General features: G+C 76.1%; 1 protein-coding gene. It reads right to left on the bottom strand.

The annotated features are described in order from the left end of the window. Window positions 1-8 precede the first annotated feature (8 nt). Complete coding sequence (locus tag H4687_RS39415) at window positions 9-14,243, bottom strand: type I polyketide synthase (protein WP_451682055.1); 14,235 nt, start codon at window positions 14,241-14,243, stop codon at window positions 9-11. Window positions 14,244-14,255: the final 12 nt, after the last annotated feature.

Raw genomic sequence — 14,255 nt, 5'->3', positions numbered from 1 at the left:
GGTGCTCCTCAGGCCATTCCGAAGTTGTTGTCAAGCAGGTCGAACAGCTCGTCGGCGCTGGCCGAACCGATCGCGTCGGCGTCCGCCGGGCCGGTGTCGGGCGCTGTGCGCCGGGCCCAGGTCCGTACGAGGTCCTGCAGGCGCGCGCCGAGCTCGTCGGCGCCCTGGGCGCGGGGGTCGGCGGAGGTCAGGGCCGCCTCCAGCGCCCGGAGTTCGGCGAGCGCGGGAACGGCCGGTCCGGGACGGGCGCACAACCCGTCGTACAGGTGGTCGGCCAGGGCGGTGGGGGTGGGATGGTCGAACACGACGGTCGCGGCGACGGGGACGCCGGTCGCCGTGCGCAGCCGGTTGCGGAAGGACACGGCGAGCATCGAGTCGAACCCGACGGCGGAGAACGCCTGGTCGGCCGGGACGGCCTGGCGGCCGGTGTGTCCGAGGACGGCGGCCGCGTGGTCGCAGACCAGGTCGAGCAGCAGACGGCGTCGCGCGGGTTCGTCCAACGGGTCGAGCCGGCGGGCGAGTTCGGCGGCCGCGTCGTCCTGGTCGTCCCGCGTGGTGTCGTCCGGGGCGGAGGCCGCCTCGGGCAGTTCGCTGAGCAGCCGCAGCGCGCGGGGGTCGGGCACGGCGGCCACGACGCGTTCCCAGCGGACGTCTGCGAGGATCGCGGCGGGTTCGTCGTGGTCCAGCGACTGCTGCAGGGCCGCGAGGACCGTGTCCGCGTCCAGGGGGCGCTCCACCGCGTCGGATCCGGCGGGCGCGGGTTCCTGGCCGCCGAGGGCGAGGGTGACGCAGCGGTTCCCCCGGTCGCGGCGGTCGCGGGCCAGCGCTTCGAGGGCGGCGTAGGCGCTGGTGGCGGCGCCCCGCCGGGCGGCCCCCCAGACACCGCTCAGCGGGAACAGCACGGCGAGGGCGACGGAGTCGGGTGCCGGGTGGCCGTCGAGCAGCGCGTCGAGGTCGGCCACCGGGCCGAGGACGGAACGCAGGGCGCCCTCCAGGTCCTCGGGGGTGACTTCGGCGAGCGAGGCGCCGGGGTCATGGGCACGGGCGAGGTGGACGGCGACGGTCAGGGGTGCCCCGCCGGGCAGGGCGGCCGGGGCGTTCGGGTCGTCGGGCACGGTCAACTCGGCGCCCAGTCCGGCGAGTTCGTCGCGCAGGGCGGCCACGGCCACCTGGTCCGCGCTCCGGTCCCCGGCCAGGACGACCTGGCGGGCGCCGCGCCGGGCGAGCCAGCGGGCGATGTCCGCGCCCAGCGTCCCGGTGTCGCCGGTGATCAGGGCGGTGCCTCCGGCCGGTGTCCGGTCGTGGCCCGCCGGGGCGTCGGGCGCCGGGGCGTGGACGAGTCGGCGCGCGTGAGCGCCGGTGGGCCGTACGGCGAGGTGGTCCTCCTCGTGGCCGCCCGCGAGGAAGGCGGCGAGGCGGCGTACCTCGTCGGAGCCGGGGTGCGGTGGCAGGTCGGCGATGCCGCCCCAGCGCCTGGGCTGTTCCAGGCCGACGACCCGGCCGAGCCCCCACAGCTGGGCCCCGCCCGGACGGGTGAGCCGCTCGTCGGGGTGGACGGCGACCGCGCCGCCGGTCACGCACCACAGCGGGGCGTCGATCCCCAGGGTGTCCAGGGCCTTGAGCAGTTCGAGGGTGGCGGCGGTTCCGGCGAGCACCAGGGCCTCCTGCCCCGGCGCACGCTCGTCCAGGGCCAGCAGGGACAGCACGCCGGAGACCGGCCGGGCCGCGTCCGCGACGGCGTCGGCGACGTCCTGCGCCGTACGGGCCGCGTCGCCCGCGTCGACGGTGACGGTACGGGCCCGCGCGCCCCCGAGCCGCAGCGCGTCCTGGCACGCGCCGACGAGCGGGTCGTCGGTGTGCTGCTTCGGTACGACGAGGAGCCAGTCGCCGTCGAGCGGCGCGGCGGGCGGGTCGGCCACCGGCTGCCAGCGGACCCGATAGCCGAGGGACCGCACGGCGTCCCGGTCGAGCCGGGCGCGACGCCAGCCGGACAGCACCGGCAGCACCTCGCGCAGCGCCGGGGCGAAGCCCTCCGGAGCGGCGTCGGCTTCCGCGCCGAGGGCGGCGGCCAGCCCGGCCGGGTCGCCGCTGTCCACGGCCGCCCAGAAGCTGTCCTGTGCGGCGCCGCCGCCGGCCGCGCCGGCCGCCGGGGCGGTGCGGCCCGGGGTGGGCAGCCAGAACCGGGTCCGCTGGAAGGCGTAGGTGGGCAGGGGGACGGGTCGGGCGCCGGGCGCGGCCTGGGCCACGACGTCCGGCCAGGCCACCTCGGCTCCGGTGGTCCAGGCCTCGGCGAGCGAGGCGAGGAACCGCGCGGAGTCGCCGTCGTCGCGACGCAGCGTCCCGACGGTGGTGACGGTCCGGCCCGCCCGTTCGGCGGTTCCCTCGACTCCGGCGGTGAGCACGGGGTGCGGGCTCGTCTCGACGAAGAGGTCGAATCCGGCGTCCAGCAGCCGTGCGGTGGCCCGCGCGAACTCGACGGGTTCGCGCAGGTTCCGGTACCAGTAGTCCGCCGTCAGCAGCGATCCGTCGAGGGGTTCGCCGGTGACCGTGGAGTACAGCGGTGTCCCGCCCGTGCGGGGCGTCACGTCGGCCAGTGCGGCCAGCAGGTCGTCGCGGACCCGGGCCACCTGGGCCGAGTGAGCCGCGTAGTCGACCGGGATGCGCCGGGCCCGTACGCCGTCCCTCTCGCAGGCCGCGAGGAGGTCCGTGAGCGCGTCCGTCCGGCCGGCCACCACCACCGCGTCGGGGCCGTTCACGGCGGCCACGCAGACGTGGTCGCCGTGGGGTGCCAGGAGGGCTCGGGCCCGGTCCTCGGAGACGGCGAGGGACACCATGCCACCGGCCCCGGCCAGCGCCACGAGGGCCCGGCTGCGCAGGGCGACGACCTTGGCCCCGTCCTCCAGGGACAACGCCCCGGCCACCACGGCAGCCGCGATCTCCCCCTGGCTGTGCCCGACCACCGCCGACGGCTCCACGCCGCACGACCGCCACAGCGCGGCCAACGACACCATCACCGCCCACAGCGCCGGCTGCACCACATCCACCCGCTCCAACGACGGCGCACCGGGCTGACCCCGCAGCACACCGGTCAACGACCAGTCCACGTACGGCGACAGCGCCCGCTCGCACCGCGCCACCCGCTCCGCGAAGACCGGAGCCGCATCCAGCAGATCCGCCCCCATCCCCGCCCACTGCGAACCCTGACCGGGAAAGACGAAGACGGTACGGCCGCCGCTGCGGGCCTGTCCCTCGACGGCTCCGGACGCGGCCGACCGGCCCGCGAGGGCGGCCAGCGCGTCCAGCAGTTCACCGCGGCCACGGCCGACGACGACGGCCCGGTGCGGGAGGGCGGACCTGGTGGTCGCCAACGCGTGGGCGACGTGGGCCGGTCGCAGTTCCGGTCGGTCGGTGAGGTGGGCGTGCAGCCGCGCGGCCTGCTCGCGCAGGGCCGGCTGCGAGCGGGCGGACAGGAGCCAGGGCAGCGCGGGCGACGAGGGGGCGTCGGGCCGGGCGCCGGTGTCCTGAGCGGCGGTCGGCGGCTCCGGGACGGCCGGCTCCGGGGGCGCCTCCTCCAGGACCACATGGGCGTTGGTGCCGCTCATGCCGAACGCCGAGACTCCGGCGCGCCGGGGGCGGCCGGGGGCCGGCCAGGGGCGGGCCCGGTCGAGGAGCCGGACGGCGCCGCCGGACCAGTCGACCCGGGAGGTGGGGTCGTCGGCGTGCAGGGTCCTGGGCAGCGTTCCGTGCCCCATGGCCAGGACGGTCTTCATCAGTCCCGCGACGCCCGCCGCGGCCTGGGTGTGGCCGAGGTTGGACTTCAGCGAGCCCAGCCAGAGCGGCCGGTCCGCCGCGCGGCCCTGGCCGTAGGTGGCCAGCAGTGCCTGTGCCTCCACCGGGTCGCCGAGGACGGTGCCGGTGCCGTGCGCCTCGACCATGTCGACGTCGGCCGTGGTCAGGCGGGCGTGGGCGAGTGCCTCGCGGATCACCCGCTGCTGGGCGAGGCCGTTGGGGGCGGTGAGGCCGTTGCTGGCGCCGTCCTGGTTGACCGCCGTACCCCGGACCAGGGCGAGCACGGGGTGGCCGAGGCGCCGGGCGTCGGACAGCCGCTCGATGAGGATCATGCCGGCGCCCTCGCCCCAGCCGGTGCCGTCGGCGCCGTCGGCGAACGAGCGGCAGTGGCCGTCGGGCGAGAGACCGCCCTGCTTGCTGAACTCCACGAACACGTCCGGGGCGGCCATCACGGCGGCGCCGCCGACGAGCGCGAAGGAGCAGTCACCGGCGCGCAGCGCCTGACCGGCGAGGTGCAGGGCGACCAGTGAGGAGGAGCAGGCCGTGTCGAGGGTGACGGCCGGGCCCTCGATGCCGAGCGTGTAGGCGATCCGGCCGGACGCCACGCTGGTGACGTTGCCGCTCAGCAGATGCCCTTCGACGCCGTCGGTCGACGTGCCCGGTCCGGTGCCGTAGCCCTGGGAGGCCACGCCGACGAAGACGCCACCGCGGCTGCCGCGGACCGACAGCGGGTCGATCCCGGCGCGTTCGAGCACCTCCCAGGACGTCTCCAGGAGGAGCCGCTGCTGCGGGTCCATGGCCAGCGCCTCACGGGGCGAGATCCCGAAGAAGCCGGCGTCGAAGTCGCCCGCCCCGTCGAGGAATCCGCCGCCGGAGCTGTAGAAGGTGCCCGGCCGGTCCGGGTCGGGGTCGTACAGGGAGTCCAGGTCCCAGCCCCGGTCGGTGGGGAAGGCGCCGATGGCGTCCACCTCGTCGGCCACCAGCCGCCACAGGTCCTCCGGGGCGCGCACGCCCGCGGGGAAGCGGCAGGCCATCGCGACCACGGCGAGCGGGTCGTCGGCCGGATCGGTGGCGTGCGGGGCCGTGGGTGCGGTGGTGTCCGGGACGGCGGCGGACCGTGCGGCGCCCGTGAGGCCCTCGCGGATGTGCCGGGCGAGGCCGGTCGCCGTGGGGTGGTCGAAGAGGCCGGTGACCGGGAGGCGGAAACCGGTGGCGGCGACGAGCCGGTTGCGGAGTTCGACGGCCGTGATGGAGTCGAAGCCGATGTCGCGCAGCGGGCGTTCGGGGTCGACCCGCCCGGCCGACCCGTGGCCGAGGATCGCGGCCGCCTCGGTGGTGATCAGTTCGACGAGGAGCCGGTCGCCCTCTGCGTCGGGGAGGGCCGTGAGCCGGTCGCGCCACCGGCCGGCGTGGTCCTCCGGTGCCGCGGTGCCGGCCGGCGGCCGGCCCTCGAAGGGTTCGGGGGCAGCGGCGGCCCCGGCGGTCTCGGGGAGTGTTTCCAAGAGCCTGCTGGGGCGTCCGGAGGTGAAGACGGGGACGAACCGCCGCCAGTCCACGTCGGCGACGACGACCTCGGTGCGTCCCGTGTCCAGGGCCTGGCGGAGTGCGGTCAGCGCCGTTTCGGGCCGCAGGCCGACGAGGCCGTGCCGGCGCAGCCCGGCACCGGCGTCGCCGTCGGCCATGCCGGTGCCCTCCCAGGGGCCCCACGCGACGGAGAGCGCGGTGCGCCCCTGGGCCCTGCGCCGGGCGGCGAGGGCATCCAGGTGCGCGTTGGCGGCGGCGTACGCGGCCTGGCCGCCGCTGCCCCAGGTGCCCGCGATGGAGGAGAACAGCACGAAGGCGTCGAGCGGTTCGTCGGCGAGGAGTGCGTCGAGGTGGTCGGCTCCGTCCGCCTTGGCGGCCAGTTCGGCGTGGAGCTGCGCGGGTGTGCACTGCTCGGTGCGGGTGTCGGAGACGGTGCCCGCGGTGTGGAAGACCGCGCGCGGTGTGTCCCCGGCCGCCCGGAGCCGCTCGACGAGCGCGGCCGTCGCGGCCCGGTCGGCGAGGTCGCAGGCGGCCACGGTGACCCGGGCTCCCGCCTGCTCCAGCTCGGCGACGAGCGCCGCCGCGCCGGGGGCGGCCGTTCCCCGCCGGCCGGCCAGCACGAGGTGCCCGGCCCCTTCCCGGGCCAGCCAGCGGGCGACGTGCCGGCCGATGCCGCCCGTGCCGCCGGTGACCAACACGGTTCCCCGGGGGCGCCAGCCGGTGGGGGCCGGTACGGCGCCGGGGGTGACCTGGCGACCGGGGGTGACATCGTCGCCGGCGGCGTCGGCGGCGTCGACGTCGACGACGGGGATGACACGGCCGCCGGAGGCCGGGAGGCCCTCCGGGGTGCCTACCAGCCGTCGGCCGAGCAGGCCGGACGGGCGGATCGCGATCTGGTCCTCACCTGCGAGTCCGTCCGTCGTGCCGTCGCCGTGCCCGGCGTCGGCGCCGTCCCCACCTCCCAGGCACGCGCACAGACCGCGCAGGGCGGCGGGGTCGAGCCGTTCGGGGAGGTCGACCAGGCCGCCCCAGCGGTCGGGGTGTTCCAGGGCGGCGACCCTGCCGAGTCCCCACACCCGGGCCTGAGCGGGCGACGGCGGCGTGTCCTGGCCCGCCCGGACGGCGCCGGAGGTGACGCACCACAGCCGGGCGCGGCTGGCGGTGTCGCCGAGGGCCTGGAGAAGGGTCAGGGTGAGGGCGAGCCCCGCCCCGAGCGGCGCGTCGTCCGGGTGCGGGAGGTCGGTCAGGGCCAGCAGGGAGAGCACACCGGTGGCCCCGGCGGGGAGCCGTTCGGCCAGTTCCGCGCGTCCGGCGCCGGCGGCGATCCGGACGACGGTCGTCTCGGCGCCGTGCTCCGCGAGGGCTCGTTCGACGGCCGCGGCCGTCTCCGTGACCGCGGGGTCGTCCGGCACCGCGAGGAGCCACGGGCCGGACAACCGGATGCGGGCGGGCAGGGCCAGCGGCTGCCATTCGACGCGGTAGTGGTGCCGGGCGGCGGCCACCTCCTGGTCCCGGCGCGCACGCCAGGCGGACAGCGCGGGCAGTACGTCACCGAGCGGCGCCCGTTCGTCGAGTCCCAGCAGCGAGGCGACCGACGGTGCGTCGGCCGTACCGACCAGGTCCCAGAGGGGGTCCGAGTCCGTGGTGGCGTGGTCCGCGTCCTTCCCCGCGGCCGGGCGCGGCCAGAACCGTTCGTGCTGGAAGGGGTAGGTGGGCAGGTCGACATGCGGGGCGGTGGGGCCCCCGTGCCCGGCGGTCCAGTCGACGGCGACCGCGCGGACGTGCAGGCGGGCGAGGGCCGCGACGACCGAGGCCGCCTCCGGCTGTCCCTTGGGCAGCAGCGGGACCGCCGCCACGCCGGGCCCGTCCTCCGGCAGACAGGCCGGCACCAGGGCGGAGAGCACGCCGCCCGGCCCGGCCTCCAGGAACGTCGTGGCGCCCTCGGCGGCCAGCCGCCGTACGCCGTCCATGAACCGCACCGCGCCGCGCACGTGCCGCACCCAGTACTCCGGGGAGCACAACTCGGAGGCGGAGGCGGGCTCTCCGGTGAGGTTGGAGATCACGGGGATGCGGGGCTCGGCGTACGTCAGGCCCTCGGCCACCTCGCGGAAGGCGTCGAGCATGCCGTCCATCCGGGCGGAGTGGAACGCGTGGCTCACGGTGAGCCGCCGGGTCCGGCGGCCCTGGCGGCGGAACTCCTCGGCCGCGCGCAGGACGGCGTCCTCGTCACCGCTGATGACGGTGGCCGCCGGTCCGTTGACGGCCGCGATACCGACCGTGCCGTCCGCGGCCTCTTCGAGGAGGCCGAGCACACGGAGCACTTCGTCCTCGCCGGCCTCGACCGCGACCATGGCGCCGCCGCCGGGCAGTTCGTCCATGAGACGGCCGCGGGCGGCGACCAGGGCGCAGGCGTCGGGCAGGTCCAGCACCCCGGCGACGTGCGCGGCGGCGAGTTCGCCGACCGAGTGGCCGATGAGCAGGTCCGGGACGACTCCCCAGTGGTCCAGCAGCCGGAACAGGGCCACCTCCAGCGCGAACAGCGCGGGCTGGGTGTACCGGGTGCGGTGCAGCAGCGGGGCCCGCTCGTCGCCCTCGGCGGCGAACAGGATGTCCCGCAGTGGCAGGTCGAGGTGGGGGGCGAAGTGGGCGAGTACGTCGTCCAGCGCGTCGGCGAACACCGGCTCGTCGCGGTACAGCGCGGCTCCGGCGGCGGACCGCTGGCTTCCCTGACCGGGGAAGAGCAGCACGGTAGGCCCGGGTGCCGCCAGGCCGGTGACCAGTTCCGGGTCGGACGTCCCGGCGGCCAGGGCGCCCAGCGCGCGGCGCGCGGCCGTCTCGTCGTCCCCGGGCACGGCGGCCCGGTGCTCCAGCGCGGCCCGTCCGCGGACGAGGGCCAGGGCCACGTCGGGCAGCGGGGTACCGGGGCCGGTGTCGAGGTGGGCGAGCAGTCGGGCGGCCTGGGCGCGCAGCGCGGCGGGCGTCCGGGCGGACAGGAGCAGCGGCAGCGTCCGGGCCGGGGAGGGGCGGGTCCGCCCCGCGCCGCCGGTCGCGGTCTCTCCGGCCGTGCCGTCCGCCTCGCCCGCATCGGGTGCCTGTTCCACGATCACGTGTGCGTTGGTGCCGCTGATGCCGAACGAGGACACGCCGGCGCGGCGCGGGCGCCCGGTCCGGGGCCACGAGGTGGGCTCGCAGAGGAGCCGCAGGCCCGCCGTGTCCCAGTCGATGTGGGTGCTGGGTTCGTCGGCGTGCAGGGTCCGGGGCAGTTCGCCGTGGCCGATGGCGAGCACCATCTTGATGACGCCGGCGACGCCGGCGGCGGCCTGGGTGTGGCCGATGTTGGACTTGACCGACCCCAGCCACAGCGGCTCGTCGGTGGTCCGTCCGGCGCCGTACACGGCCTGGAGGGCCTGGGCCTCGATGGGGTCGCCGAGCCGGGTGCCGGTGCCGTGCGCCTCCACGGCGTCGATCTCCGCGGCCGTGAGCCGGGCGTCGGTGAGCGCGGCCCGGATGACGCGTTGCTGGGCCGGCCCGCTGGGCGCGGTCAGGCCGTTGCTGGCGCCGTCCTGGTTGACGGCGGTGCCGCTGAGCACCGCGAGCACCCGGTGGCCTGCGCGGCGGGCGTCCGAGAGGCGTTCGAGGAGGAGCATGCCGACGCCCTCGGCCCAGCCCGTGCCGTCGGCGCCGGCCGCGAACGCCTTGCAGCGGCCGTCCGGGGCCAGCCCGCGCTGGCGGCTGAACTCGACGAACAGCTTGGGCGTGGTCATGAGGGTGACACCCCCGGCGAGGGCCTGCGCGCACTCGCCCCGGCGCAGGGCCTGGGCCGCCAGGTGCAGGGTCACCAGCGAGGAGGAGCACGCGGTGTCCACGGTCAGCGCGGGCCCGTCGAGGCCCAGTTCGTACGAGATCCGGCCCGACATCACGCTGGCGGTGTTGCCCGTCATGACATGGCCCTCGGACACGCCGGGCGCGCCGTCGAGGACGCCGGGGTAGTCCTGGCCGTTGGTGCCGACGAACACGCCGACCGGGCGGCCGCGCAGTGCGGTGGGGTCGATACCGGCGTGTTCGACGCTCTCCCAGCAGGTCTCCAGGAGCAGCCGCTGCTGCGGGTCCATGGCCAGGGCCTCGCGGGGCGAGATCCCGAAGAAGGCTGCGTCGAAGCCTCCGGCGTCGTGGAGGAATCCGCCGCGCCGGCTGTAGGTGGTGCCGGGCCGGTCCGGGTCGGGGTCGTAGAGCCGGTCGGTGTCCCAGCCCCGGTCCGGCGGCCAGTCGGCGATGACGTCCCGTCCCTCGGTGAGCAGCTGCCAGAAGGCGTCCGGGCCGTGCACGGCGCCGGGAAAGCGGCAGCCGATGCCGATGATCGCGATCGGGTCGTCGTCGACGTCGGCCGTCCCCCCGGGGAGGGTCGCGTCGGCCTCCTCGGTCGGGGGGTCCGACGGGGCGAGTTCGGCGAGGAGACGGGCGGCGAGTGCCTGGGGTGTGGGGTGGTCGAAGAGCAGGGTGGTGGGCAGCCGCAGTCCGGTGGCCGTGCCGAGGCGGTTGCGCAGTTCCACCGCGGTGAGGGAGTCGAAGCCGAGTTCGGCGAAGGCCCGGCCGGGGGCGATGTCGGTGGCCGCGCCGTGGCGCAGCACCGTCGCGGCGTGGGTGCGCACGAGGTCGGTGATGTGACGGGACCGTTCGGCGGCGGGGAGCGCGGCGAGCTGCCCGCGCACCTGCCCGTCCTGCTCGGCGGGTCCGGCCGGTGCCGGGGTCCGCGCGTCGGCGGATCCGGGCAGGCCGCTCAGCAGCGCCGTGGCGCGCAGCCCGACGGCCTCGCGGAAGCGCTGCCAGTCCACGTCGGCGACGACGCAGAGTTCGTCGTGGTCCGCGAGGGCGGCGGTCATGGCCCGGACGGCCGCCCGGGGTTCCATGGGGGTGATGCCGAGGCGGCGGAGGCGGTCGGCGACCCGGTCGTCGACCATGCCGCCGCCGGCCCAGGCGCCCCAGGCGAGGGAGGTGCCGGGCAGTCCGGCGGCCCGGCGTTCGGCGACCAGGGCGTCGAGCGCGGCGTTGGCGGCGGCGTAGTTTCCCTGGCCGGCGCTGCCGAGGACGCCCATGAAGGAGGAGAACACGACGAAGTCGGCGAGGCCGATGCCGTCGGTGACCTCGTGCAGGGTGCGGGCGGCGGTGACCTTGACGCGCATCAGGGTGGCGAGACGGGCCGGGTCGAGGGCGTCGAGGGTGCCGTCGTCGAGGACCCCGGCCGCGTGCACGACCGTGGTGAGCGGCTCCTCCTCGGGGATCGCGGCGACGACCGCCGTCAGCTGCGCGCGGTCGGCGACGTCGCAGGCGGCGACGGTCACCCGTGCGCCGAGCGCGGTCAGTTCGGTGCGGAGTTCGTCCGCGCCGGGGGCGTCGGGTCCGCGGCGGCTGAGCAGCAGCAGGTGGGCGGCTCCCCGCTCGGCGAGTTCGCGGGCGACCTGGGCCCCGATCCCGCCGGTGCCGCCGGTGATGAGTACGGTGCCGCTCGGGCTGTGGCGGGCCTCGGCCGGACGGCCGGGACCGATCGGGAGCAGGCGGCGCCCGTAGACGCCGGAGGAACGCACGGCGACCTGGTCCTCGTCGGTGACGGTGGCGAGGACCGCGCCCAGCCGGTCCGCGGCTCGCTCGTCCAGCACCGCGGGCAGGTCGACGAGGCCGCCCCAGTGGCCGGGCCGTTCCAGGGCGACCGTCCGGCCCAGTCCGGTGACCGCGGCCTGCGCACTGGTGCCCGGCCGCTCGCCGCCGCCCACGGCGGCCAGGGCCCGGGTGGCGCACCACAGCGGGGCGTCCGTGCCGGTGTCGCCGAGCGCCTGGACGAGGGCGAGGGTCAGGGACAGCCCGGCGGGCACGTCGGGATGGGCGGGGTGCGGGCGCGTCTCCTCGGCCAGCAACGAGAACACGCCGGCCACGGGGTCCGCGCCCGACGCGGCACGCAGCAGGGCCGCGAGGGATTCCCGGTCCTGGTCGGGGGCGGAGACGACGACGGGGACCGGTTCGGCCCCGGCCGCCGTCAGCGCGGCCAGGACATCGGCGCCGCTGTCGGCCGCCGGAAGCACGACGAGCCACCGCCCGGACAGCGACGCCCTCGGCGCGAGCGTCAGCGGTCGCCACCCCACACGGTGACGCCAGCTGTCGGCGCGCCGCCCCCGTATCCGTTCGGAGCGCCACGCGGACAGGGCGGGCAGTACCTCGCCCACCGCCCCGGGGTCGACCCCCAGGGTGTCGGCGAGGGCCGCGGAGTCCTGGGCCTCGATCTCCCGCCACAGTCCGTCGTCGGCCGGGGCGGCCGGGTCCGACGCCCGCGGGGTCTCCAGCCAGTAGCGGCGGCGCTGGAACGGATAGGTGGGCAGGTCCACGAGGCGGGCACCGGCGCCGGCGAGGGCCGGCTTCCAGTCGACGGGGAGCCCTCGTACGAAGGCTTCGCCGAGCGCGTGGTGCAGGCGCCGCAGCCCGCCCTCGTCGCGCCGGAGCGTACCGAGCACCACGGCCTCGCAGCCGGTCTCGTGGACGGTCTCCTCGATGCCCATGGTGAGCACGGGGTGCGGGCTGACCTCGATGAACCCCGTGTATCCGGACTCGGCGAGGGTGCGGACGGCGGGTGCGAAGCCGACGGTGGCCCGCAGGTTGCGGTACCAGTAGTCGGCGTCCATCCGGGTGGTGTCCAGCCAGCCGCCCTCGACGGTGGAGTACAACGGCACGTGGGCGGCCGCCGGCCGCAGTCCGGCCAGGGCCTCCAGGAGCGTCTCGCGTATCTCCTCCACGTGCGCGGAGTGCGAGGCGTAGTCGACGTCGATGCGCCGGGCCCGTACGCCCTGGGCCTCGCAGTGCGCGAGCAATTCGGCCAGGGCGTCGGGGTCGCCGGACACCACCCCGGCGGAGGGGGCGTTGACGGCGGCGACCGACAGTCCGGGGCGGTCGGCGAGCAGGTCGGTCAGGGGGTCGTGCGCGAGGGCCACGGAGACCATGCCGCCGCGTCCGGCCAGCACACCCAGCGCCCGGCTGCGCAGGGCGACGACCCTGGCCCCGTCCTCCAGGGACAGCGCGCCCGCCACCACGGCGGCGGCGATCTCCCCCTGGCTGTGACCCACGACCGCGTCCGGCACCACGCCGAACGACCGCCACACCTCCGCCAGCGACACCATCACCGCGAAGAGGGCGGGTTGGACCACATCGACCCGGTCCCACGCCTGCCCCGAGCGCACGGCGTCCAGCAACGACCAGTCCACGAACGGCGCCAGAGCCCGCTCGCACTCCTCCATCCGAGCCGCGAACACCGGCGACCCCGCCAGCAACTCCCCCGCCATACCGGCCCACTGCGAACCCTGACCAGGGAAGACGAACACGACCGGCCCGGTGGCGGAGGCCTCGCCCGCCACCACGTCCGCGCCGGGCGCACCGTCGGCGAGCGCCGCGAGCCCTTCCTCCCATGCCCGCCCGTCCCCGCCGACCACGGCACGGTGGTCGAACAGCGAACGGGACGTCAGCAAGGAGAAGGCGAGGTCGCGGCCGGCGGGCCCGGCGGTGTCCCGGAGCAGGGGCAGCAGGTGACGTGCCTGGTCGCGCAGCGCGTCCGGGGTACGGGCGGAGAGCACCAGCGGCATTGGGGAGGTGTCGGGAACGGGGGTCGCTTCCGGTTCGGGTGCGGGGGGCGCTTCCTCCAGGACGAGGTGGGCGTTGGTGCCACTGATCCCGAACGACGACACCCCCGCCCGGCGCGGACGCCCCTCGACCGCCTCCCACTCCCGCTGCTCCGTCAGCAACTCGACCCCACCCGAAGCCCAGTCCACCAACGGCGTCGGCTCATCCACATGCAACGTCCGCGGCAACGCACGCCGCTGAAGAGCCATCACCATCTTGATCACACCAGCCACACCCGCAGCCGCCTGCGCATGCCCGATGTTCGACTTCAACGACCCCAACCACAACGGCCGCCCCGCCGCACGATCCCGCCCATACGTCGCCAACAACGCCTGCGCCTCGATCGGATCACCCAACCGCGTCCCCGTACCGTGCGCCTCCACCACATCCACATCAGCAGCGCTCACACCCGCCGACGCCAACGCCGCCCGGATCACCCGCTCCTGCGCCCGCCCACTCGGCGCCGTCAACCCATTACTCGCCCCGTCCTGATTGACCGCACTGCCCCGCACCACCGCCAACACCCGATGCCCGAGCCGCCGCGCATCCGACAACCGCTCCAACACCAGCAGCCCCACCCCCTCCGCCCAACCCGTCCCACCCGCCGACGCCGCGAACGACCGACACCGCCCATCCACCGACAACCCACGCTGCCGCGAAAACTCCACAAACGTCCCCGGCGACGACATCACCGTCACCCCACCCGCCAACGCCAGCGAACACTCCCCCGCCCGCAACGCCGACACCGCCAGATGCACCGCCACCAACGACGACGAACACGCCGTATCCACCGTCACCGCAGGACCCTCAAGCCCCAACGAAAAAGCCACCCGACCCGACAGCACGCTGCCGGCGCCGCCGGTCAGCCGCTGGCCGTCCACGCCTCCGGCGGGGATGTGCAGTGCGGGTCCGTAGTCGTGGTACATGATTCCGGCGAAGACTCCGGTGCGGCTGCCCCGCAACGCGTGCGGATCGACACCCGCCGACTCCACCGCCTCCCACGACGCCTCCAGCAACAACCGCTGCTGCGGATCCATCGCCAACGCCTCACGCGGCGAGATCCCGAAGAACTCCGCATCGAACTCCGCCGCATCATGCAAAAACCCGCCATGCCGCGTATACGACGTCCCCGGCCGATCCGGATCCGGATCGAACAACCCCTCCACATCCCAACCCCGGTCCACCGGAAACCCCGACACACCGTCCCGACCCTCGACCACCAACTCCCACAACCCGGCCGGCGACACCACCCCACCCGGCAACCGACACGCCATCCCCACCACCGC

Source organism: Streptomyces stelliscabiei, from assembly GCF_014873495.1.
In the GTDB taxonomy this organism is placed as follows: domain Bacteria; phylum Actinomycetota; class Actinomycetes; order Streptomycetales; family Streptomycetaceae; genus Streptomyces; species Streptomyces bottropensis.
This window is presented reverse-complemented; position numbering and strand designations above follow the sequence as displayed.

Bases quoted from the DNA above. Each gene is read 5' to 3' on its own strand.
- H4687_RS39415 (WP_451682055.1), bottom strand. From the start codon at position 14,243: ATGGCGTGTCGGTTGCCGGGTGGGGTGGTGTCGCCGGCCGGGTTGTGG.